This window comes from Streptomyces venezuelae (assembly GCF_008642315.1).
Lineage (GTDB): Bacteria > Actinomycetota > Actinomycetes > Streptomycetales > Streptomycetaceae > Streptomyces > Streptomyces venezuelae_D.
Genome location: NZ_CP029192.1, coordinates 870,509 through 890,899, shown reverse-complemented (window position 1 = coordinate 890,899; position 20,391 = coordinate 870,509). Strand labels below are relative to the sequence as shown.

The following is a 20,391-nucleotide window of genomic DNA, read 5'->3' as shown; positions in this document are numbered from 1 at the left end:
GAACCGGTACCGCCATGAAGAGCACCACCGCCTCCCAGGCCGCCCCCACCGACATCTCGACCACCGGCACCGCACGCAAGGAGCCGCGCCCCGCCGGGCGCGGCCCCCGCCGCGGGATCCGACGCCAACTGCCCACCAGCCCCTGGCTGTTCGCGGCACCCGGCCTCGCGATCGTCGGGATCTTCATCCTCTATCCGTTCCTCAGCACCCTGAACAACGCGTTCACCGACAAGCGGACCCTCATCGAGGGCGACTACGTCGGCTTCGCCAACTTCCAGGAGCTGTGGCACGACGAGATGTTCTGGATCGGCCTGCGCAACAGCACGTTGTACGTCCTCGGGGTCGTGCCCGCGCTCGTCGTCCTGCCGCTGCTGCTCGCGATGCTCGTCCAGAAGCACATCCCCGGCATCACGTTCTTCCGCTCCGCCTTCTACACCCCGGTGGTCGCCTCCATCGTCGTGGTCGGCCTGATCTGGGTGTGGATGCTCGACGAACGGGGCCTGGTCAACGCCCTGCTGGAGGCGGTGGGCGTCGGCAAGGCCGGTTTCCTCAGCGACCAGTGGCTCCTCCTCCTGAGCGCCATGACGGTCACGGTCTGGAAGGGCCTCGGCTACTACATGATCATTTATCTCGCGGCGCTCGCCAACGTGCCCCGCGAGCTCCACGAGGCCGCGGCCGTCGACGGAGCGGGCGCCGTACGCCGCTTCTTCAGCGTCACCGTCCCCGCCGTGCGCTCCACCATGGTGCTCGTCGCCGCCCTCTCCTCGGTCGCCGCCTTCAAGGTGTTCTCCGAGGTCTACCTGATGGCGGGACCCACCGGCGGCCCCGCGGGCGAGGACACCACGCTCGTCATGCTCGTCCAGCGCGTCGGCACCGGCCTGACCGGCCGGGTCGGCTACGCATCGGCCATCTCCGTCGTCGTCTTCGTCGTCACCGTCGCGCTCATGCTGCTCGTCCTGCGGGCGGACCGGAAGGAGGACGCGTGACCACCATCGACGGCGGTGCGCGCCGCGAGACCCGCACGGACAAGGCCGGCAAGCCGCGCCGTACGAGCCGTGGGCGGATCACCGACGAGAACGGCCGCAGGATGCCCGTCTGGGAGATCGTCCTGCGCTATCTGCTTCTCGTCGCGGTCCTCGCGCTGATGATCGGCCCGTTCCTCTGGCAACTGTCGACCGCCCTCAAGGGCCCGCACGAGAACATCTTCAGCTCACCGCCGAAGTTCCTGCCCTCCGACCCGACCCTGCACAACTTCGAACGCGTCGCCGACACCATCCCCGTCTGGGACTACGCGCTCAACTCGCTCAAGGTGGCCGCCGCCAACGTCGTCACCAACTGCGTCGGCGCCGCCCTCGCCGGCTACGCCCTGGCCCGCCTGCGCTACCGCGGCCGCAAGGCGGCCACGATCGTCTTCATCCTGGCCATGCTGGTGCCCGTCGAAGGCATCATCATCGCCCAGTTCACCACCATGCGTGAGCTCGGCCTGAACAACACCCTCATCGGTGTGCTGCTGCCCGGCTGTGTCTCCGCGCTCAACGTCCTGCTGATGCGCAACGCCTTCCTCAACGTGCCGTACGAGATCGAGGAAGCCGCCTTTGTGGACGGCGCGAACGTCTGGCAGCGGTTCCTGCGCATCGCGCTGCCCGCCGTCAAGGGCACCCTCGCCGTCGTCGCGATCTTCGCCTTCATGGGGGCCTGGGACGACTTCCTGTGGCCGCTGATCGTGCTGAGCGACCCGGACCGGTTCACGCTCACCATCGGCCTGAACTACCTGCACGGCACGTTCGCCAACGACGAGCGCCTCGTCGCCGCGGGCACCGTCATCGCGGTACTCCCGCTGATCATCCTCTTCGCGTGCCTCCAGCGGTACTTCTTCCGCGGCGTGGGCGAGGGCGCGGTCAAGGGCTGAGCCCCGCCCCACGATCCGCCGCGCCCCCTCTCATCTCTTCCCCCCAGAACCAGGATCCGCCTTGCCCTTCTCCGCCTTGCCCTCCTCCGCATCGCTTTCCTCCGCATCGCCTTCGGGCGCGCCGCGCTTCGGCGCCAACTACACGCCCGGCCAGGGGTGGTTCCACCACTGGCTCGACTTCGACCTCGACGCCGTACGCGCCGACCTGGACGCCATCGCCTCGCTGGGCCTCGACCACATCCGGGTCTTCCCGATCTGGCCGTACTTCCAGCCGAACCGCACCCTCATCCGCCCGCGCGCCGTCGAGCAACTGGTCCAGCTCGCCGACGCGGCCGCCGAACGCGGCCTCGACGTCAACGTCGACGGGCTCCAGGGGCACCTCTCCAGCTTCGACTTCCTGCCCGCGTGGACGCAGACCTGGCACCGGCGGAACATCTTCGCCGACCCCGACGTGATCTCCGGGCAGGCCGATTACTTGCGGACGCTGGCCGCCGCGTTGGCGGACCGGCCGAACTTCATCGGCATGACCATTGGCAACGAGATCAACCAGTTCTCGGCGGGCCCGCACCCCGACCCCGACCGCGTCACCGAGGAGCAGGCGGAGAGCTGGCTGCGGACCGTCCTCGCCGCCTGCGAGGAGGGCGCCCCCGGCAAGCTGCACCTGCACGCCGAGTACGACGCCGCCTGGTACCAGGACGACCAGCCCTTCACCCCGGCGCAGGCCGCGCGGCTCGGCGCGGTGACCGCCGTGCACTCCTGGGTGTTCAACGGCACGGCCCAGCGCCACGGACGTACCGCGGCGGCGACGCGGCACCACGCGGCGTACATGATCGAACTGTCCAAGGCGTGGGCGACCGACCCGCGTCGTCCCGTCTGGCTGCAGGAGGTCGGCGCGCCCGCGCCGCTCATACCCGCCGAGCACGCGGCGGAGTTCACCGAGGACACCGTCCAGGCGGCGCTCGACTGCCAGGACGTGTGGGGCGTCACGTGGTGGTGCTCCCACGACGTCTCGCGCGACCTCGCGGATTTCCCCGAACTCGAATACAGCCTTGGTCTGTTGACCAACGAGGGCAAGGTCAAGCCCGCGGGGGAGGCGATCGCCCGGATCGTGCGGGAGTGGCGCGGCCGTCCGTACGCGCCGGCGTCACGGACGACCGCGGTGGTCGTCGACGACGACCTTTCCCGGCGCTCGGAGTGCGCCCCGGGTGGAGCGGTCTTCGAGGCGTTCGCGCGGCTCGTGGCGGACGGGGTGCGCCCCGCGGTGGTCCTCGCCGGACGGGCGTCGGACACGGAGCACCTCGCTGCGCGGGGCATCACGGAGGTCGTGACGCCGGGGGAGGTCGGATAGGCCGTAACGCTTCCTGTTCCCCGACCCCGCCCCTTCCCGAAACCAAGGGGCTCCGCCCCGGACCCCGCTCCTCAAACGCCGGACGGGCTGGATGATCCCCGGCGCGAGCTGCATCTTTCAGCCCCTCCGGCGTTTGAGGAGCGGGGTCCGGGGCGGAGCCCCAGTTTCGGGAAGGGGCGGGATCGGGGAAAGTTCACCGCCCCCCACCCACTCGCACTGAAGAACCCCCGGGAGACCCCTCATGCATGACGACCGCACCCTGGTCGAAGCCCGCCTCAAGCGCGTACTCGACGAGCGCATCAGGCCCGCCGTCTACCCCGCATCCGTACCCCTCGACGTGGCCGTGTGGAACGCGCCCGGCGAGCCCGTGCCGGTCGCAGAAGGGCTCGCCGCCGAGCCGTCGCCGACAGCCGTCGGCGAGAAGTGGGGCGCGCCCTGGGGGACCAGCTGGTTCCGGGTGACCGGGACCGTGCCGCGGGAATGGGCGGGCAAGACCGTCGAGGCCGTCCTCGACCTCGGCTTCGACGAGAACATGCCCGGCTTCCAGTGCGAAGGCCTCGTCTACCGCCCCGACGGCACCCCGGTGAAGGGCCTCAACCCGCGCAACCAGTGGGTGCGGATCGCCGCTCCCGCCGAGGGCGGCGAAGAGGTGCGGCTGCACATCGAGGCCGCGTCCAACCCCGTCATCCTCGACTACCACCCCTTCCTGCCCACGCAGCTCGGCGACAAGGAGACCGCGGGCAGCGAACCCCAGTACAAGCTGGAGCGCATGGACCTCGCCGTCTTCGACGAGACGGTGTGGCAGCTCGTCATCGACCTCGAAGTCCTCGGCGAACTCATGCAGGAACTGCCCCAGGACTCCGGGCGGCGCTACGACATCGTGCGCGCAGTCGGCCGCGCCCTCGACGCCGTCGACCTCCAGGACGTGAACGGCTCGGCCGCCGCAGCCCGGGCCGAGCTGGAGAAGGTGCTCGCCACTCCCGCCGAGCCCTCCGCGCACCGCATCAGCGCCGTCGGCCACGCCCACATCGACTCGGCGTGGCTGTGGCCGCTGCGCGAGACGGTGCGCAAGGTGGCGCGCACGACGTCGAACATGACCGCGCTCATCGAGGACGAGCCGGACTTCGTCTTCGCCATGTCGCAGGCCCAGCAGTGGGCGTGGATCAAGGAGCACCGCCCCGAGGTGTGGGCGAAGGTCAAGAAGGCCGTCGCCGACGGGCGGTTCGTGCCCGCGGGCGGCATGTGGGTCGAGTCGGACACGAACATGCCGGGCTCGGAGGCGATGGCCCGTCAGTTCGTGCACGGCAAGCGGTTCTTCCTCGACGAGTTCGGCGTCGAGAACGACGAGGCGTGGCTGCCCGACACGTTCGGCTTCGCCGCCGGGCTGCCACAGATCATCAAGGCGGCCGGCTCCAAGTGGCTGCTCACACAGAAGATCTCGTGGTCGCAGACGAACCGCTTCCCGCACCACACCTTCAACTGGGAGGGCATCGACGGCACCCGGATCTTCACGCACTTCCCGCCCGTCGACACGTACAACTGCTCGATGAAGGGCAGCGAGATCGCCCACGCGGCGAAGAACTTCAAGGACAAGGGCGTCGCCCGGCACTCCCTCGCCCCGACCGGCTGGGGCGACGGTGGCGGCGGCACCACCCGCGAGATGATCGCCAAGGCCGCACGCCTCCGTGACCTGGAGGGCTCGGCGACCGTCGAGTGGGAGACGCCCGCCGACTTCTTCGAGAAGGCCGAGGCCGAGTACCCGAACGCCCCCGTCTGGGTCGGCGAGCTCTACCTCGAACTGCACCGCGCCACTCTCACCAGCCAGGCGGGCACCAAGCAGGGCAACCGCCGCAGCGAGCACCTCCTGAGGGAGGCGGAGCTGTGGGCCGCGACGGCGGCGGTGCGGGGCGACTTCGCCTACCCCTACGAGCAGTTGGACCGCATCTGGAAGACGGTCCTGCTCCACCAGTTCCACGACATCCTGCCGGGCTCGTCCATCGCCTGGGTGCACCGCGAGGCCCGCGCGACCTACGCGGCGCTCGCCCAGGAGCTGAACGGCATCATCGACGCGGCGCAGCGCGCACTCGCGGGCGAGGGCACGGGCGCCCTGGTCTTCAACTCCACCCCGCACAGCCGTGCCGGCGTGCCCGCGGGCGGCGCGCGGCCCGCCGCCGTCGACGCACAGGCGGCGATCGCCTCCCGCGCCGGCGGCGGCTACATACTCGACAACGGGCTGCTCCGCGTGGAGATCGACGGGCGCGGACTGGTCGTCTCCGCGTACGACCTGGTGGCCGACCGTGAGACCGTCGCGCCGGGCCGGGCGGCGAACCTGCCGCAGATCCACGCCGACTTCCCGAACATGTGGGACGCGTGGGACGTCGACGAGTTCTACCGCAACACGGTGACCGACCTCGTGGAGGCGGACGAGGTCACAGCCGGTGAGGGCGCGTCCGTGCGGATCGTGCGCACCTTCGGCGACTCGCGCCTCACGCAGGTGCTCACGCTCGCGCCCGGCGACCGGCGGCTCGACATCGACACCGAGGTCGACTGGCACGAGACGGAGAAGTTCCTCAAGCTCGCCTTCCCGCTGGACATCCACGCGGAGCGGTACGCGTCGGAGACCCAGTACGGACACTTCTACCGTGCCACGCACACCAACACGAGCTGGGAGGCCGCCAAGTTCGAGGCGTGCAACCACCGCTTCGTGCACATCGAGGAGCCGGGCTGGGGCGTCGCGCTGGTCAACGACTCGACGTACGGGCACGACGTGACCCGCACGGTCCGCGCCGAAGACTCCGGTACGACCACGACGGTCCGCGTCTCGCTCCTGCGCGCCCCGCGCTTCCCCGACCCCGAGACGGACCAGGGCGTCCACCGGTTCCGGCACGCCCTGGTGCCGGGCGCGGCGATCGGCGACGCGGTGCGCGAGGGCTACCGCGTGAACCTGCCCGAGCGCACGATCACCGGGGGCGCCGAGGTGGCGCCGCTGGTGACGGTCGACAACGACGCGGTGGTCGTCACGGCGGTCAAGCTCGCCGACGACGGCAGCGGCGACGTGGTCGTCCGCTTCCACGAGGCCCACGGCGGGCGCGCGAAGGCCACGCTCGCCACGGGGTTCGCCGTGGGTTCGGTCGCCGTGACCGACCTGCTGGAGCGGCCGCTCGACGGGGTGCCCGCGCCGGAGCTCGCGGACGACGCGGTGGCGGTGACGCTGCGGCCGTTCGAGCTGGTGACGCTGAGGTTCACGCGGGGCTGAGCCCCGGGCGGGGGTGCGTCATCCGTCGGTCCGCAGCCATACGCGCAGCGGGCCGACGGGCTCGAACCCCTGCCGGATCGCGGCCGCGAGGTCGTCGCCGTGCTCGTACCCGACGACGGGCACGCCCGGCCACAGCCGGCCCGTGGCCTCCAGACAGGAACGCCACGCGGCGTCGGCGTCGGGGTCGTCGTCGGCGGCGAAGAGGTTGGATACGCCGATGGCTCCGGCGCCGGGGTACGCGATGGCCCCCGCGGTGACGGGGCCCGTGCCCGCGGGTGCCAGGAACACCGCTCCGTCGTCGAGCAGCGCGGGCCGGAACAGCCCCTCGCTCTCCCCGTCACCGCTCCACGCGGCCTCCCACGCGAGCAGCCGTCCGGTGCCCTCGACCGGCTCCCAGCCGTCGGCTCGTGACGGTGCGGGTTCCGTCGCCGGGCGGTGGATCCACCGTGCCTCGAACAGCACCTCGAAGCCGGCCCCGGAGAGGTCCAGCATGCCGAAGCTGTCCTTGACCGACGCGCCGGGGGAGGTGAGGTCGATGCGGGGCAGTACGTCCTCCGGGGTCACCGCGGGCGACAGCGTCACGGCGTCGGGGTACAGCGGGGGAGTGCGCAGCGCGCTCGCCCATACGCCGCCCTCTACGGTGCCTCCCACTCCGTGCGAGCGGCAGACGGCATCGCACCAGGCGGCGTTGTTGCGTACGGCCGCGGTCAGGGGCGGCGGCGGGGTGGCGCGGGAATCGGTGATCACGCGGGGATGCTGCCAGGACCGGCCCGTGCCCGTCGCCTGAATATCTTTCGGCCGCCTTGCGGGGAGAGGGATGTCATCGGTGGTCCGGTGCAACATGATGAGCTCCTGAGGCTGTCGCGCAACGGGGGTGTGGCATGGAGTCGTCGGAGCTCGCGATGCTCGCGGTGGGGGTCGCCACCGCGGTGGCCAACGGGGCGTCGACCGGGGTGGGGGAGGGCGCGGGGGCTGCCGTCACCGATCTTGTCCGGTCACGTCTGGCCCGCACGGAGCGGGGGCGCGCGGCGCTGGAGGGGATCGACGGGGGCGGGGCGGGCGGATCCGCGCGGTCGGAGTCGCGGGCTCGGGCGCAGGCCGTCCTGCGCGAGGAGATCGACGCGGACCCCGAGCTGGGGCGGCAACTGGCGTTGCACCTCAACGCCCCCACGACGTACAACCGCGACGCGGTGGTCATCGACCACAGCACGATCACGCGCAGCCACATCTCGCTGGGACCGATCACGGTCAAGAAGACCCCGGGCGCGCTCACCGTCCTCGCGCTGACCGGCGTACTGCTGCTCGCGCTGGTGGCGCTGGGCGTCTACGGGGGGACGCGGCTCATCGCCGACGACGGCACTCGGGACGCGTCGGCGCAGGGGAGCGGGGAAGGTGGCGCGGGCAAGGAGGACGAGGATGCGCCCGAGGAGGGCAAGGCCGCCGACACCGGCGGCGATCCGGGCAACCGCACGCGCGCGCTGACCGTGGCGCAGACGCGCGCCGCGCTGCCCGTGCGGGGGGATCTGCCGCCCGGCTGGACCCAGCAGGGCGAGGCCGGTGCCGCTGCGGCCTCGGGCCCGGGCGGCTGCCACCAAGGGGGCACGAAGTACGCGTTGTCGTCGGCGGGGGCCGGATACGTCAGGGCCGAGTATTACGTCTTCGGCTGCGACTCACCCGCCCAGGCGGAGCGCGTACGCAAGCAGCTCGTCCAGGACCAGTCCGGCTACGACGGGACCACACCGCTCTCCCTGCCGACCCTCGGCGACAAGAGCTCGACCTTCACGTACTACAAGGAGCCCGAGGACAGCACCAACGCCATGGCCGTCCTGCGGGTCGGCAGTACCGTGGGGTGGCTGCGTCTCGGAGAGGTCGACGACCTGCCGAATTACGAGGCGCAGCTCGACGACCTCGCCCGCGCCTTCGTCGACCGGATCGAGCGGACCTTGGCCGACGGCTGACGGCCGTTCCGCGGCGCGCGCCTCACCCCTCCACCTGCGCCCGCAGCCACTCCTCGACCTCGCCCACGTGTGCCGCCGCCGCGGCGCGGGCCGCCTCCGGGTCCCGCGCGACGAGAGCGCGGTGGATGCGGGCGTGCTCGCGGCGGGTACGCTCGAACGCGTCCTCTTCCTGGTAGCCGCGCCAGACCCGTGCGCGGAACGTCCTGGACGACAGGCCCTCCAGGATGGCGGCCATCGTGTCGTTGCCCGCGGCGAGGGCGATCGTACGGTGGAACGCCAGGTCGTGGGAGAGGATCTCCTCGGGGTCGTCGGTGGCGTTCATGGCCTCCAAGTGCTTCTCCACGTCCGCCAGTTGGCCAGGTGAGATGCGGGCGGCCGCCAGCGCGGTCGCGGTGGACTCCAGTACCCGGCGTACTTCCAGGAGCTCGACGAGGCGGGCTCCCCGGGAGAGGTCCGCGACCACTCCGAAGGTCTCCAGGAGGTCGCCGGCCTCCAGTTGGGTGACGTAGATGCCGGAGCCGTGCCGGGCCTCGAGCACGCCGAGCACCGTCAGCGCCCGGATGGCCTCCCGCATCGAGCTGCGCGAGATGCCCAGCTGCGCCGCCAAGTCGCGTTCCGTGGGCAGCCGTTGTCCCGGTTCGAGCCTGCCCTCGCCGATCATCGCCTTGATCTGCTCGATGGCCCGCTGCGTCACGGTGCCCTTCTGCGGGGCGGACTGGTCTGGCTGGTCCACGTAACGCTCCTCCACTGGCCGGGTCGCCGCAGTCTAGCCAGAGATGTGGTCCGACCACTACGGCCGGAAACCGGGGAAAGTCGGCGCCGAGGGGTGTTGTGGGCGGCAAGTGGTCTGATAAATATTCGCGTCATCAGGTCCCGATCAGGTCCCCCTTCGTTCCCCCCTGTCGATGAGGAGCCCGCAGATGGCCAGCCGGACAGTGCGCAGCAAACCGAGCAACAGGACCGGCGGGAGGGGGACGTCGCGTGCCGTGCGCGCCGCGGCCGTCACCGGCTGCGCGGCCCTCGTGCTCGCCGCCTGCGGCAGTACGAAGGACACCGCGTCGCCCGGCGCGGGTGGTGGCGGCGAGGGCAAGGTCGGTGTGGTCCTGCCCCTGCTGACCTCGCCGTTCTGGCAGTCGTACAACGACTACGTGCCGAAGATGGCGGAGTCCGAGGACGTCGACGCGATGAAGACCGTCAACTCCAACAGCGACCCCTCGCAGCAGATCACCGACATCAACAACCAGCTCAACCAGGGGGTCAAGGGGCTCGTCGTCGCGCCGCTCGACAGTGCCGCGATCGCTGCCGGGCTGGACCAGGCCGAGCGCAAGGGCGTGCCCGTGGTCGCCGTCGACGTCGCCCCCGAGAAGGGCAAGGTCGCGATGGTGGTCAGGGCGAACAACGTCGCGTACGGCGAGAAGGCCTGCGACTACCTCGGGAAGAAGGTCGGGACCGGCGAGGTCGTGCAGATCATGGGTGATCTGGCCTCCGTCAACGGACGCGAGCGCTCCAAGGCCTTCCGGGATTGCGTGAAGAAGAAGTACCCGAAACTGAAGGTCCTGGAGATCCCCGCCAAGTGGGAGTCCGACACGGCCGCCGCCAAGCTGGACACCCTGCTCAACTCCCACCCCGACATCAAGGGGATCTACATGCAGGCCGGCGGCGTGTACCTGGCGCCCACCCTGCAGACCCTCAAGTCCAAGGGGATGCTGAAGAAGGCGGGGGAGAAGGGGCACATCACCGTCGTATCCAACGACGGCATCCCGCAGGAGTTCGACGCGATCCGCAAGGGCCAGATCGACGCGACCGTCTCGCAGCCCGCCGACGCCTACGCCAAGTACGGCATGTACTACATCAAGGCCGCGATGAACGGGAAGAAGTTCGAGCCGGGGCCGACCGACCACGGCTCCGAGATCGTCAAACTGCCCAGCGGCATCCTGGAGGACCAGCTGCCCGCCCCGCTGGTCACCGAGGAGAACGTCGACGACTCCGAGCTGTGGGGCAACACGGCCACATGACGACGACCGAACCCCCCACCGGCCGGACCGGCGTGACTCCGCTCGTCGAGGCGTCCGGCATCGTGAAGCGGTACGGACCCACCGTCGCCCTCCAGGACGGTCGGCTGTCCGTCCTGCCCGGCGAGTCCCACGCCCTCGTCGGCCGCAACGGCGCGGGCAAGTCCACCCTCGTCACGGTCCTCACCGGACTCCAGGCCCCCGACGCGGGCACGGTCCGCTTCGACGGCGACCCCGCGCCCCCGCTCGGCGACCGCGACGCCTGGCGCCGCAAGGTCGCCTGCGTCTACCAGAAGCCCACCGTCGTCCCCGAACTGACCGTCGCCGAGAACCTCTTCATCAACCGGCAGCCCTCGGGCCGCGGCGGCTTCATCAGCTGGCGCAGGCTCCGCAACGAGGCAGCGGACGTCCTGGCGCAGTGGGACGTACACGTCGACCCCGACGCCCGCACCGCCGACCTCAAGGTCGAGGACCGCCAAATGGTCGAGATCGCACGGGCATTGAGCTTCGGGGCGCGCTTCATCGTCCTCGACGAGCCGACCGCGCAGCTCGACAACCGCGAGATAGAACGCCTCTTCACGCGCATGCGCGCCCTCCAGGAATCCGGCGTCACGTTCCTGTTCATCTCTCACCACCTCCAAGAGGTGTACGAGGTGTGCCAGACCGTCACCGTCCTGCGCGACGCCCGCTGGATCACCAGCGCGCCCGTCGCCGACCTGCCGCGCGGCGCCCTCGTGGCGGCCATGGCGGGCGAGGTCATCGCCGAGAAGGCCGACGCCGAGGAAGCCGTGGCCCGCTCCGGAGTGCCGACGGACGCCCCGGTGCTGCTCGACGTGCGGGGTCTGACCAGCGAGTCGTACAACGGCATCGACCTCGCCGTGCGCGCAGGCGAGGTCGTCGGGCTTGCCGGATCCAGCGGCAGCGGCAAGATCAACCTCGCGGAGAGCCTCGCCGGACTGCACACCCCGACCGCCGGCACCGCCCGGCTCGACGGGCGGCCCCTGCCCTTCGGCGACGTGACCGCGGCCCTGCGGGCCGGGGTCGGCTGCGTACCGCGCGACCGGCACGGCCAGGGCCTGGTCCTCGGCATGAGCATCGGCGACAACGCCACCATGAGCGTCCTCGACCGCCTCGGCCGGTACGGATTCATCGGCACCGACACCAAGCGCCGCTTCGCCGACGACCTCATCGACCGCCTCGACATCCACGCCGAAGGCCCCGGCCAGCTTGTCTCCGACCTCTCCGGCGGCAACGCGCAGAAAGTCGTCATGGCCCGCGCCCTCGCCTCCGACCCGCGCCTGCTCGTCCTCATCAACCCGACCGCGGGCGTCGACGTGAAGTCCAAGGAGTCCCTGCTCGCCCGCGTCGACAGCGCCCGCGACGACGGCACGGCCGTGCTCGTGGTCTCCGACGAACTGGACGACCTGCGCCGCTGCGACCGCGTCCTGGTCCTGTTCCACGGCCGCATCGTGGCGGAACACGAGGCGGGCTTCACCGACCACGACTTGATCGCGTCGATAGAGGGGGTGGGCGCCGAGGGCCCCGACAGGGGCGCGGGGCACTGCGCGAACAACCCCCACCGGCCCGCGGCCGAAACCGAAGGAGACCACCATGGCTGACCTCAAGGCCGCGCCCGCACAAGCCGCCCCCGAATCGCCCCGCACCTCCGAAGCCCGCGCGGCGAAAGGTCTCATCCTCCGCCGCGCCCGCGAACTCGCCCTCGTACCGGCTCTGTTGCTCCTCATCCTCCTGGGGGCTCTGCTCAACGACTCCTTCCTGACCGAGCGCAACCTCGTCTCGATCCTCGGCGCGTCCGCCGCGCTCGCCATGGTCGTCCTCGCCGAGTCGCTCGTCCTCATCACCGGCAAGTTCGACCTCTCGCTGGAGTCCGTCGTCGGCATCGCGCCCGCCGTCGGCGCGCTCCTCGTCCTGCCCGCCGCCCAGGCCGGCTTCGGCACGGACCTGCCCGCCGCCGTCGGCATCCTCGCCGTCGTGCTGGTCGGCGCGGCCATCGGCGCCTTCAACGGCGTCCTCGTCGTGAAGCTCAAGCTCAACGCGTTCATCGTGACGCTCGCCATGCTGATCGTGCTGCGCGGCCTCCTCGTCGGCGCCACCGAGGGCAAGACCCTCTTCGGCATGCCCGACGCCTTCTACACCCTCGCCACCACCACCTTCCTCAGCATCCCCATGTCCGTGTGGCTCGCGGGGGCCGCCTTCGGCATCGCGGGCTTCGTCCTCAAGTACCACCGCGTGGGCCGCGCCCTGTACGCGATCGGCGGCAACCCGGACGCCGCACGCGCCGCCGGCATCCGCGTCGACCGGGTCATGCTCGGCGTGTTCGTCGTCGCCGGGGCCCTCGCCGCGGTCGGCGGTCTCATGCAGACCGGCTACGTCGGCGCCATCAACGCCAACCAGGGCCAGAACATGATCTTCACGGTGTTCGCCGCCGCCGTCATCGGCGGCATCAGCCTCGACGGCGGTAAGGGCACGATGTTCGGCGCCCTCACCGGCGTCCTGCTGCTCGGCGTCGTACAGAACCTGCTCACCCTCGCCCAGGTGCCGTCCTTCTGGATCCAGGCCATCTACGGCGGAATCATCCTCGTCGCCCTGATGATCGCCCGCGTCACCACCGGCCGCGCACAGGACTGACCCACCGCGGTCAGCCGCTGCCCCGCCCCCTTCCGGAAAGGCCTCCTGTGTCCCCGACCCCCGCCCGCATCACCGCGGTAGACACCTACGACATACGGTTCCCCACCTCGCGGGAGCTCGACGGGTCCGACGCGATGAACCCGGACCCCGACTACTCCGCCGCCTACGTGGTGCTGCGCACCGACGCCGACGACGGCCTGGAGGGGCACGGCTTCACCTTCACCATCGGCCGCGGCAACGACGTCCAGGTCGCCGCGATCCGCTCCCTGCGCCACCACGTGATCGGCCGCCCGGTCGACGCCGTCTGCGCCGACCCCGGGACCGTCAACCGCGACCTCGTGGGCGACAGCCAGCTGCGCTGGCTCGGCCCGGAGAAGGGCGTGATGCACATGGCGATCGGCGCGGTCGTCAACGCCGTCTGGGACCTCGCCGCCAAACGCGCCCGCAAACCCCTGTGGCAGCTGCTCGCCGAGGCCACGCCCGAATGGCTCGTCTCCCAGGTCGACTTCCGCTACATCGCCGACGCCCTCACCCCGCAGGAGGCCCTCGACCTGCTGCGATCCGGCCGGGCGGGCGCGGCGGACCGGACCGCCGCCCTCCTGGAGCGGGGCTTCCCCGGCTACACCACCTCGCCCGGCTGGCTCGGCTACAGCGACGAGAAACTCACCCGCCTCGCCCGGCAGGCCGTCGCCGACGGCTTCACGCAGATCAAACTGAAGGTCGGCGCCGATCTCGCCGACGACGTCCGCCGCTGCCGCACCGCCCGCGCGGCCATCGGCCCCGACATCCGCCTGGCCGTCGACGCCAACCAGCGCTGGAACGTCGACGAGGCCGTCCAATGGACACGCGCGCTCGCCGAGTTCGACCCCTACTGGGTCGAGGAGCCCACCAGCCCCGACGACGTCCTCGGCCACGCCGCCATCCGTGCGGCCGTCGGACCGGTCAAGGTCGCCACCGGCGAACACGTACAGAACCGCATCGTCTTCAAACAGCTCCTCCAGGCCGACGCCATCGACATCCTCCAGATCGACGCGGCACGCGTCGGCGGAGTCAACGAGAACCTCGCGATCCTGCTGCTCGCCGCCAAGTTCGGCGTCCCCGTCTGCCCGCACGCGGGCGGCGTCGGACTCTGCGAACTCGTCCAGCACCTGTCGATGTTCGACTACGTGGCGCTCGCCGGGACGACGGAGAACCGTGTCATCGAGTACGTCGACCACCTCCACGAGCACTTCACCGACCCCGTCGTGCTGCGCGCCGGCCACTACACGGCCCCGACCGCGCCCGGCTTCTCGGCGACGATGCGCGCCGAGTCCCTCGCCGAGTTCACCTACCCCGGCGGCACGTTCTGGGCCGCGGACCTCGGACGGGAAGAGCGCGCGCAGGACGCCCCCGCACACGACCACATCACACGGGACAAGGGAGCAGCCGCATGACCGACTTCCAAGGCCTCAAGGCCCTCGTCACCGGAGGGGCCTCCGGCATCGGACGGGCCACCGCCGAGCTCCTCGCCGCCCGCGGCGCCGACGTCGCCGTCCTCGACCTCGCCCCGGACGGCGTCGACAAACCCCTGCGCGCCTACGCCGCCGACCTCACCGACGACACGGCCGTCCGGGACGCCGTCGCCGCGGCCGCCGCCGATCTCGGCGGCCTCGACGTCCTGATCAACAACGCGGGCGTCGGAGCCCAGGGCACCGTCGAGGACAACGACGACGCCCAATGGCACGCCGTCCTGGACGTCAACATCCTCGGGATCGTCCGCACCACCCGCGCCGCCCTGCCGCACCTGCGCCTCTCCACGGACGCGGCGATCGTCAACACCTGCTCCATAGCCGCGACCGCGGGACTCCCGCAGCGCGCCCTGTACTCGGCGTCGAAGGGCGCGGTGCTCTCCCTCACCCTCGCCATGGCCGCCGACCACGTACGCGACGGGGTGCGCGTCAACTGCGTCAACCCCGGCACCGTGGACACCCCATGGGTCGGCCGGCTCCTGGCCGCCGCCCCCGACCCGGCCGCCGAGCGGGCCGCGCTGGAAGCCCGGCAGCCCACCGGACGGCTCGTCACGGCCGACGAAGTCGCGGGCGCCATCGCCTATTTGGCGAGCCCCCTGTCCGGCGCCACCACCGGCACCGCGCTCGCCGTCGACGGCGGCATGCAGGGCCTGCGACTGCGGCCGGTGCAGCAGTGAGCGGCCCGGCGCGACGCCGCCTCGGACCCGGCGGCGTCGAGGTGACCGAGCTGTCCTTCGGCGCCGCCGGCATCGGCAACCTCTACGCGCCGATCACCGACGCGCAGGCGGCCACCGCACTCGACCACGCCTGGAACGCGGGCATCCGCTACTTCGACACCGCCCCGCACTACGGCCTCGGCCTGTCCGAGCGCAGGCTGGGCGAGGCACTGCGGGGCCGGGACCGCTCCTCGTACGTCATCTCCACGAAGGTCGGCAGGCTCCTGGAGCCCGCGAACCTGCCCGGAGACGACCTCGCCGACGGCGGCTTCGCCGTGCCGAGGACCCACCGCAGGATCTGGGACTTCAGTGCGGACGGCGTGCGCCGCTCCATCGAGTCCAGCCTCACCCGGCTCGGCACCGACCGTGTCGACGTCGTCTTCCTGCACGACCCCGACAACCACGAGGAGGAAGCCTTCCGCGAGGGCTATCCGGCCCTGGAGAAACTGCGCTCCGAGGGCGTGGTCGGCGCGATAGGCGCGGGCATGAACCAGGCCGAGATGCTCACCCGCTTCGTCCGCGACACGGACGTCGACACCGTGCTCTGCGCCGGCCGCTACACCCTCCTCGACCACCGGGCCCTCGCCGAGCTGCTGCCCGCGGCGAGCGAGCGCGGCGCCTCGATCGTCATCGGCGGCGTCTTCAACTCCGGACTGCTCGCCGACCCCAAGCCGGGCGCCCGCTACGACTACGTCGAGGCGCCACCGGACCTGCTGGCCCGCGCCCGCGCCCTGCGCACGCTCGCCGAGCGGCACGGCACCACGCTCCGCGCCGCCGCCCTGGCCTTCCCCTTCGGTCATCCCGCCGTCGCCAGCGTGCTCGTCGGCATCCGCGCACCGGAGCAGGTCACCGACGCGGCCGAGCAGTTCGCCGCCGACGTGCCCGCCGACTTCTGGGCGGAGGCGCGGGAGACCGGGCTGCTGCCCCCGGAGGCGCCGGTCCCCGACGGTGCGCGAGGAGGCAGCCGGACATGAGAGTCGCCCTGCACACCAAGGTTCGCGCGGACCGCGTCGAGGCGTACGACGCCGCGCACCGCGAGGTGCCCGCCGAGCTCACCGCGGCGATCCGGGCGGCGGGCGCCACGTCCTGGACCATCTGGCGCAGCGGCACCGACCTCTTCCACGTCCTGGAGTGCGAGGACTACGTGCGTATGCTCGCCGAGCTGGAGAAGCTGCCGGTCAACGTCGCCTGGCAGGCCCGCATGGCCGAGCTGCTGGACGTCGTCCACGACTACTCGGACGCGGGCTCGGACGCGGGCCTGCCCGTCGTATGGGAGCTGACGTGACAGGGACCGAGCCGGGCCTCGTCGACGCCCACCACCACGTGTGGGACCTCTCCGTCCGCGACCAGGACTGGATCACCGGGGACGCGCTCGCCCCGATCCGCAGGAGCTTCTCCCTCGCCGACCTCGCACCCGAGGCACGCGCGGCCGGTGTCGGCGCCACGGTCGTCGTCCAGACGGTGACCGTCCCCGAGGAGACCCCGGAACTCCTGGCGCTCGCCGCCGCGAACGACCTCGTCGCGGGCGTCGTCGGCTGGACGGACCTCACCCGCCCCGACATCGCCGACACACTGGCGGCCCTGCGGGAACTCCCGGGCGGGGAGCACCTGGTGGGCATCCGGCACCAGGTGCAGGGCGAGCCGGACCCCGAGTGGCTGCTGCGCCCGGACGTCCGCAGAGGCCTGTCCGCGCTGGCCGAGGCGGGCCTCGCCTACGACCTCGTGGTCCTGCCCCACCAGCTGCCCGCCTGCGCCGATGCGGCGGCCGACCTTCCCCAACTCACCTTCGTCCTCGACCACTTGGGCAAGCCGCCCATCGCCGGTGGAATCCTCGAACCCTGGGCGTCGGCGGTCCGCGCGCTCGCCGCCCGCCCCAACACCGTCTGTAAACTCTCCGGCATGGTCACAGAGGCCGACCATGCGACATGGACCGTGGACGACCTGCGGCCCTACGCGGACACCGTGCTTGAGGCCTTCGGTCCACGGCGCCTGCTGTACGGCTCCGACTGGCCGGTCAGCACCCTTGCGGCGGCGTACACCGAAGTCCTGGACGTGGCACGCCTGTTGACCGACAGTCTCGACACCGACGGGCGCCGGGAGGTCTTCGGCGGCACCGCCCGGCGCGTCTACTCGCTCCGCGCAGGCGGGGCCAGCCGCGTCGGCCCGAGGAACTCACGGACGTAGGTGCGCTCCCAGCAGGCGCCCGTCTCGCGCAGCTCGCGCCAGGTCGTGTACCGGTAGCGGTACAGCCTGGCGCGGATGTACGCGGGCGGGGACCCGGGCGGGAACGGTGAACTCCGCAGCAGACGCAGGGTGTCACGGTCGTCGTCGAGCAGGCGCTCCACCAGCGGGCCGAACCACGAGCGCGCGTACGCGGGGGAGAGACCGGCGAACCACATCATCCAGTCGAGCCGCAGATGGTAGGGCGCGAACTGGCGCGGCCAGCGGTGTACGTCGCCGGGCTTGCCCTTGAACTCGTAGGCACGCCAGTCCGAGTCCTCGCGGGGCACCGTGTCCGCCGTGCCCTCGATGACGATCTCCTGGCGCACCCGGCTGACGCTGCCGAACGCGCCGTACGCGTTGACGAGGTGCAGCGGATCGAACGAGCGGTTCATGACCTGCCGACGGGACAGCAGATTGCGCACCGGCCGGTAGCTCATGGCCAGGAGCAGTGCCGCCACGGCGGTGACCACCACCTCGTACCAGAGGGGCGCGGCCGCGACGTCGGGTGCCGAGTATCGGGCGGACAGGTCGAGGGCGGAGACCGCGAGCACGATGGTGATCCAGTTCAGCCACGAGAAGTTGCCGGAGAGGACCAGCCAGAGCTGGGTCAGGATCATCAGGCAGGCGGCGCACGTCGCCACCGGCTGCGGGGTGAACAGCAGGAACGGCACCACGAGTTGGGTGACGTGGTTGGCGGCGACCTCGATCCGGTGCGCGGGCTTCGGCAGGTGGTGGAAGAACCAGCTCAGCGGCCCGGGCATCGGCTGCGTCTCGTGGTGGAAGTCGAGACAGGTGAGCTGGCGCCAGCACGCGTCCCCGCGCATCTTGATCAGCCCGGCGCCGAACTCCACGCGGAAGAGCACCCACCGCAGCAGGAGGAGCACGAGGACCGGCGGGGCGACCCGGTCGTTGCCGAGGAAGACCGCGAGAAAGCCCACTTCGAGGAGCAGCGACTCCCAGCCGAAGCCGTACCAGGTCTGCCCCACGTTCACGATGGAGAGATACAACGCCCATGGCACCAGCCACAGCAGCATCGCGCCCCACAGCGGCAGGAGCCCGTCCACCCCTGCGAGCAGGGCCACCGCGACCGCGCATCCCGTCCACGCGCAGAGCGCGAAGAACCGGTCCGAGAAGTGCAGCTGGAACAGGCTGGGGGCGCGGCGGAACGGCACCCGCTCGACGCACCGCGGCACCGGCAGCATCCCGCGCTCCCCGATGAGCGCCCGGAACTGCAGGGCGGCACCGAGGAAGGCCGTCACGTAGAGCGCGGCCAGGGACCGCTGGAAGATCAGCCGACTCAGCCAGTACGCATCCGCCGTGAACCACTGCACGCCTCCATTGTGCTGCCGACCAGGGCCTTCCGTACGCCGACCGGGCCGCTCGCCCGACTCGACCCGGCTTGCGGGCCCTCGGGAACGCCCGCAGACAATGGCGGAACACCCCCTTGAGCGGGGGCACACTGCACGGCAACGGCGGGAGAACCGGTGCGCACATCCACCAGGACCCACGCGCTCGTCTTCGCGATATCCGCGGCCCTAGCGGTAGCGGGCTGTTCGGGCGACGGCGACAAGAAGACCGCCGACGGCGGCAGCGAACTGTTCATGCAGCCGGTCGCCGCCCAGGGCCCCGATCCGTTCACCGAGTCCACCGCGAACACCGACGCCGCTCCGCCGCCCGTCACCCGTTCGCCGCAACCCTCGCCCACCGGATCGGCCACCCCGCAGGGCACCCGGTCGATCCCTGGCGGTACGCCGGGGCTGTACGGCGGCACGCACAACGTCGGCAGCTGTGACGTCGACCGGCAGGTCCGTTTCCTCACCACCGACCGGGCGAAGGCCCGCGCGTTCGCCGAGGCGTCCGACATCGCCGAGGCCGATGTGGCGAGCTATCTGCGAGGGCTGACCCCGGTCGTGCTGCGGGCCGACACGCGCGTCACCAACCACGGCTACCGCGGCGGCTCGCCCACGAGTTTCCAGTCCGTCCTGCAAATCGGCACGGCCGTCCTCGTCGACGACCGGGGCCTGCCGCGGGTGCGGTGCGCGTGCGGCAATCCGCTGAAGCCGCCGGTCGCGTTCAAGAGCTCGCCCCGGCACAACGGGCAGGCGTGGAACGGCTATCAGCCGACGCGCGTCGTCGTGGTGACCCCGGCGCCGCAGCCGATCGTCAACATCACCATCGTCAACATCGTCAACAACACCTGGATCGAGCGGAAGATCGGCGACGGCAAGGCGCACCACGACCGCCCGACCAAGCCGCCGACACCCACCCCGACGCCGACTCCCACGCCGACGACGCCGAGCCCCACGTCCCCCTCGCCGTCCAGTCCGACGCCCACGGACCCGGACGAGACCACTCCGGACGAGACGAGCCCGGACGCGACGGAGCCCGACGAGACGAGCCCCGATCAGACGAGCCCGGACGAGACCGGCTCCGGTCAGACCGATCCGGACGGAACGAGTCCTGAGGAGACCGGTCCTGACGAGAGCAGTCCCGACGGAACCAGCCCCGACGAATCCAGCCCGGACACCTCGAGCCCGGGCGACTCCCCGTCCGACTGCCCCACCCGGACAGGCACGCCCGCGCGCCCCGCGTCGCCGGTCCCGCCCGGCTGCCCCTCGCCGGTGCTGCCCTCGTAGGCGGCGCCGAGTCATACCGGTCAGACGGCGGGTGAGAGGGCCATGCGGAACGCGCCAATCGTTCCCGGGCCCTCTCGTCGCTGTCGCCCCTGCCGCCACGGACGTCCTTTCCCCGGCTCGCAAGCGCGTTCTGAAATATCGCCGAGTTCAGTCATCAGGCAAATGCGCAAGAGTTT

Annotated in this window: 17 protein-coding genes; 14 read left to right on the top strand and 3 right to left on the bottom strand. The window is 71.4% G+C overall.

All coding sequences use genetic code 11. The features are described from left to right. The first annotated feature begins 14 nt into the window (after positions 1–14). The 4 genes from DEJ48_RS03835 (at position 15) to DEJ48_RS03820 (ending at position 6,513) form a co-directional block, all read left to right on the top strand. Positions 15–986, top strand: coding sequence for a carbohydrate ABC transporter permease (locus tag DEJ48_RS03835; protein ID WP_190537188.1), 972 nt, complete (start codon positions 15–17; stop codon positions 984–986). Positions 987–1,087: 101 nt separating this feature from the next. Continuing rightward, positions 1,088–1,909 carry a carbohydrate ABC transporter permease gene (locus DEJ48_RS03830; protein WP_150220937.1) on the top strand — a complete coding sequence of 274 codons (822 nt, stop codon included), beginning with the start codon at positions 1,088–1,090 and terminating at the stop codon, positions 1,907–1,909. 76 nt (positions 1,910–1,985) lie between these two features. Then, complete coding sequence (locus DEJ48_RS03825; RefSeq protein ID WP_150220936.1) at positions 1,986–3,257, top strand: glycoside hydrolase 5 family protein; 1,272 nt, start codon at positions 1,986–1,988, stop codon at positions 3,255–3,257. Positions 3,258–3,498: 241 nt separating this feature from the next. Then, entirely contained in the window at positions 3,499–6,513 is a 3,015-nt protein-coding gene (locus DEJ48_RS03820; RefSeq protein WP_150214458.1) for an alpha-mannosidase, read from the top strand. Positions 6,514–6,531: 18 nt separating this feature from the next. Here DEJ48_RS03820 and DEJ48_RS03815 read toward each other — a convergent pair whose 3' ends face one another. Further along, positions 6,532–7,260, bottom strand: coding sequence for a hypothetical protein (locus DEJ48_RS03815; protein WP_223831878.1), 729 nt, complete (start codon positions 7,258–7,260; stop codon positions 6,532–6,534). 134 nt (positions 7,261–7,394) lie between these two features. Between DEJ48_RS03815 and DEJ48_RS03810 the strand changes: the two genes are divergently transcribed. Continuing rightward, positions 7,395–8,471: a hypothetical protein gene (locus DEJ48_RS03810; protein ID WP_150214456.1), complete on the top strand. Its 1,077-nt coding sequence runs from the start codon at positions 7,395–7,397 to the stop codon at positions 8,469–8,471. A 22-nt stretch (positions 8,472–8,493) separates the two neighbouring features. On the opposite strand, the gene DEJ48_RS03805 is transcribed toward DEJ48_RS03810, so the two are convergent. Beyond that, positions 8,494–9,204 carry a FadR/GntR family transcriptional regulator gene (locus DEJ48_RS03805; protein WP_150214454.1) on the bottom strand — a complete coding sequence of 237 codons (711 nt, stop codon included), beginning with the start codon at positions 9,202–9,204 and terminating at the stop codon, positions 8,494–8,496. 187 nt (positions 9,205–9,391) lie between these two features. Between DEJ48_RS03805 and DEJ48_RS03800 the strand changes: the two genes are divergently transcribed. The 8 genes from DEJ48_RS03800 to DEJ48_RS03765 are packed head-to-tail and all read left to right on the top strand — an operon-like array spanning position 9,392 to position 17,540. Continuing rightward, entirely contained in the window at positions 9,392–10,486 is a 1,095-nt protein-coding gene (locus DEJ48_RS03800; protein ID WP_150214453.1) for a sugar ABC transporter substrate-binding protein, read from the top strand. Further along, positions 10,483–12,102 (top strand): sugar ABC transporter ATP-binding protein, encoded by a 1,620-nt coding sequence (locus tag DEJ48_RS03795; protein ID WP_150214451.1) that lies wholly within the window; start codon positions 10,483–10,485, stop codon positions 12,100–12,102. The genes DEJ48_RS03800 and DEJ48_RS03795 overlap by 4 nt, the downstream gene beginning before the upstream one ends. After that, complete coding sequence (locus DEJ48_RS03790) at positions 12,095–13,132, top strand: ABC transporter permease (protein WP_150214450.1); 1,038 nt, start codon at positions 12,095–12,097, stop codon at positions 13,130–13,132. Before DEJ48_RS03795 ends, DEJ48_RS03790 begins: the two co-directional genes overlap by 8 nt. 47 nt (positions 13,133–13,179) lie before the next feature. Further along, positions 13,180–14,565 (top strand): L-fuconate dehydratase, encoded by a 1,386-nt coding sequence (locus DEJ48_RS03785; RefSeq protein ID WP_150214448.1) that lies wholly within the window; start codon positions 13,180–13,182, stop codon positions 14,563–14,565. Beyond that, the gene (locus DEJ48_RS03780) at positions 14,562–15,317 is read left to right on the top strand and encodes an SDR family NAD(P)-dependent oxidoreductase (protein WP_150214446.1); all 756 of its coding nucleotides are present in this window, start codon (positions 14,562–14,564) and stop codon (positions 15,315–15,317) included. Before DEJ48_RS03785 ends, DEJ48_RS03780 begins: the two co-directional genes overlap by 4 nt. Then, positions 15,314–16,330 carry an aldo/keto reductase gene (locus tag DEJ48_RS03775; protein WP_150214444.1) on the top strand — a complete coding sequence of 339 codons (1,017 nt, stop codon included), beginning with the start codon at positions 15,314–15,316 and terminating at the stop codon, positions 16,328–16,330. Before DEJ48_RS03780 ends, DEJ48_RS03775 begins: the two co-directional genes overlap by 4 nt. Beyond that, positions 16,327–16,641: an L-rhamnose mutarotase gene (locus tag DEJ48_RS03770; RefSeq protein ID WP_150214443.1), complete on the top strand. Its 315-nt coding sequence runs from the start codon at positions 16,327–16,329 to the stop codon at positions 16,639–16,641. Before DEJ48_RS03775 ends, DEJ48_RS03770 begins: the two co-directional genes overlap by 4 nt. Then, positions 16,626–17,540 (top strand): amidohydrolase family protein, encoded by a 915-nt coding sequence (locus DEJ48_RS03765; RefSeq protein ID WP_150214441.1) that lies wholly within the window; start codon positions 16,626–16,628, stop codon positions 17,538–17,540. The genes DEJ48_RS03770 and DEJ48_RS03765 overlap by 16 nt, the downstream gene beginning before the upstream one ends. Here the strand turns inward: DEJ48_RS03765 and DEJ48_RS03760 are convergent. Continuing rightward, positions 17,483–18,910 carry a lipase maturation factor family protein gene (locus DEJ48_RS03760; RefSeq protein ID WP_150214440.1) on the bottom strand — a complete coding sequence of 476 codons (1,428 nt, stop codon included), beginning with the start codon at positions 18,908–18,910 and terminating at the stop codon, positions 17,483–17,485. The genes DEJ48_RS03765 and DEJ48_RS03760 overlap by 58 nt on opposite strands. Before the next feature lie 153 nt (positions 18,911–19,063). Between DEJ48_RS03760 and DEJ48_RS39610 the strand changes: the two genes are divergently transcribed. After that, complete coding sequence (locus DEJ48_RS39610; RefSeq protein WP_190537184.1) at positions 19,064–20,215, top strand: DUF6777 domain-containing protein; 1,152 nt, start codon at positions 19,064–19,066, stop codon at positions 20,213–20,215. Positions 20,216–20,391 lie beyond the last annotated feature (176 nt).